The organism is Spiroplasma endosymbiont of Lariophagus distinguendus (assembly GCF_023846195.1).
Taxonomy (GTDB): Bacteria; Bacillota_I; Bacilli_A; order Mycoplasmatales; family VBWQ01; genus Spiroplasma_E.
Genome location: NZ_JALMUW010000183.1, coordinates 1 through 555, shown reverse-complemented (window position 1 = coordinate 555; position 555 = coordinate 1). Strand labels below are relative to the sequence as shown.

At 18.0% G+C, this 555-nt stretch carries 1 protein-coding gene; it reads left to right on the top strand.

The annotated features are described in order from the left end of the window. Positions 1-265: 265 nt before the first annotated feature. The coding region (locus tag M0D11_RS06440) for a hypothetical protein (RefSeq protein WP_252321160.1) at positions 266-555 on the top strand (290 nt) is incomplete at its 3' end.

The window sequence follows — 555 nt, the reverse complement described above, 5'->3', positions numbered from 1 at the left end:
ATTGTTAAACAATTATAATTAATTATTTTGATAAATCTGTACTTTATTAAAGTAATTAATTATTACATAACTAAATAAAGATTATTAAAGGCTATAGTGCAGATATAACTAATAGTAATTTTTAGTGTGTTCTTTTAAAGAAAAGAGAAAGAAAAAGTTTTTTCTCCCCCACACCCCCTCTTTTTCAAAAAGAAAGAGAAAAGAATTTTTCTCTTTTTAAGACTTCTTTTAAATAAGACTTAAATTAAAGAAAGGATTATATTTTATGTTTAAAGAAAATATTAAAAAAGATTTATCAAAAGAAGAAATTACTAATTTACTTTTAGATTTTGATAAAGATAATATTTTTCAACAAAATTTAGAAGAAAAAGAAATACAAGAATTATTAGAAAAAACTAAAATTAATTTTACTTCTATTTTTTTATCAAAAATAGCAATTATTAATGAAACTAGTAAAGCAAGTTTTATTAAATTATTAAATGAAAATAATTCTAATGTTATTGGTGTATGAATTGATAAAAGATTTATTCATAAAAGTAAAGAAAAAAATGAAAT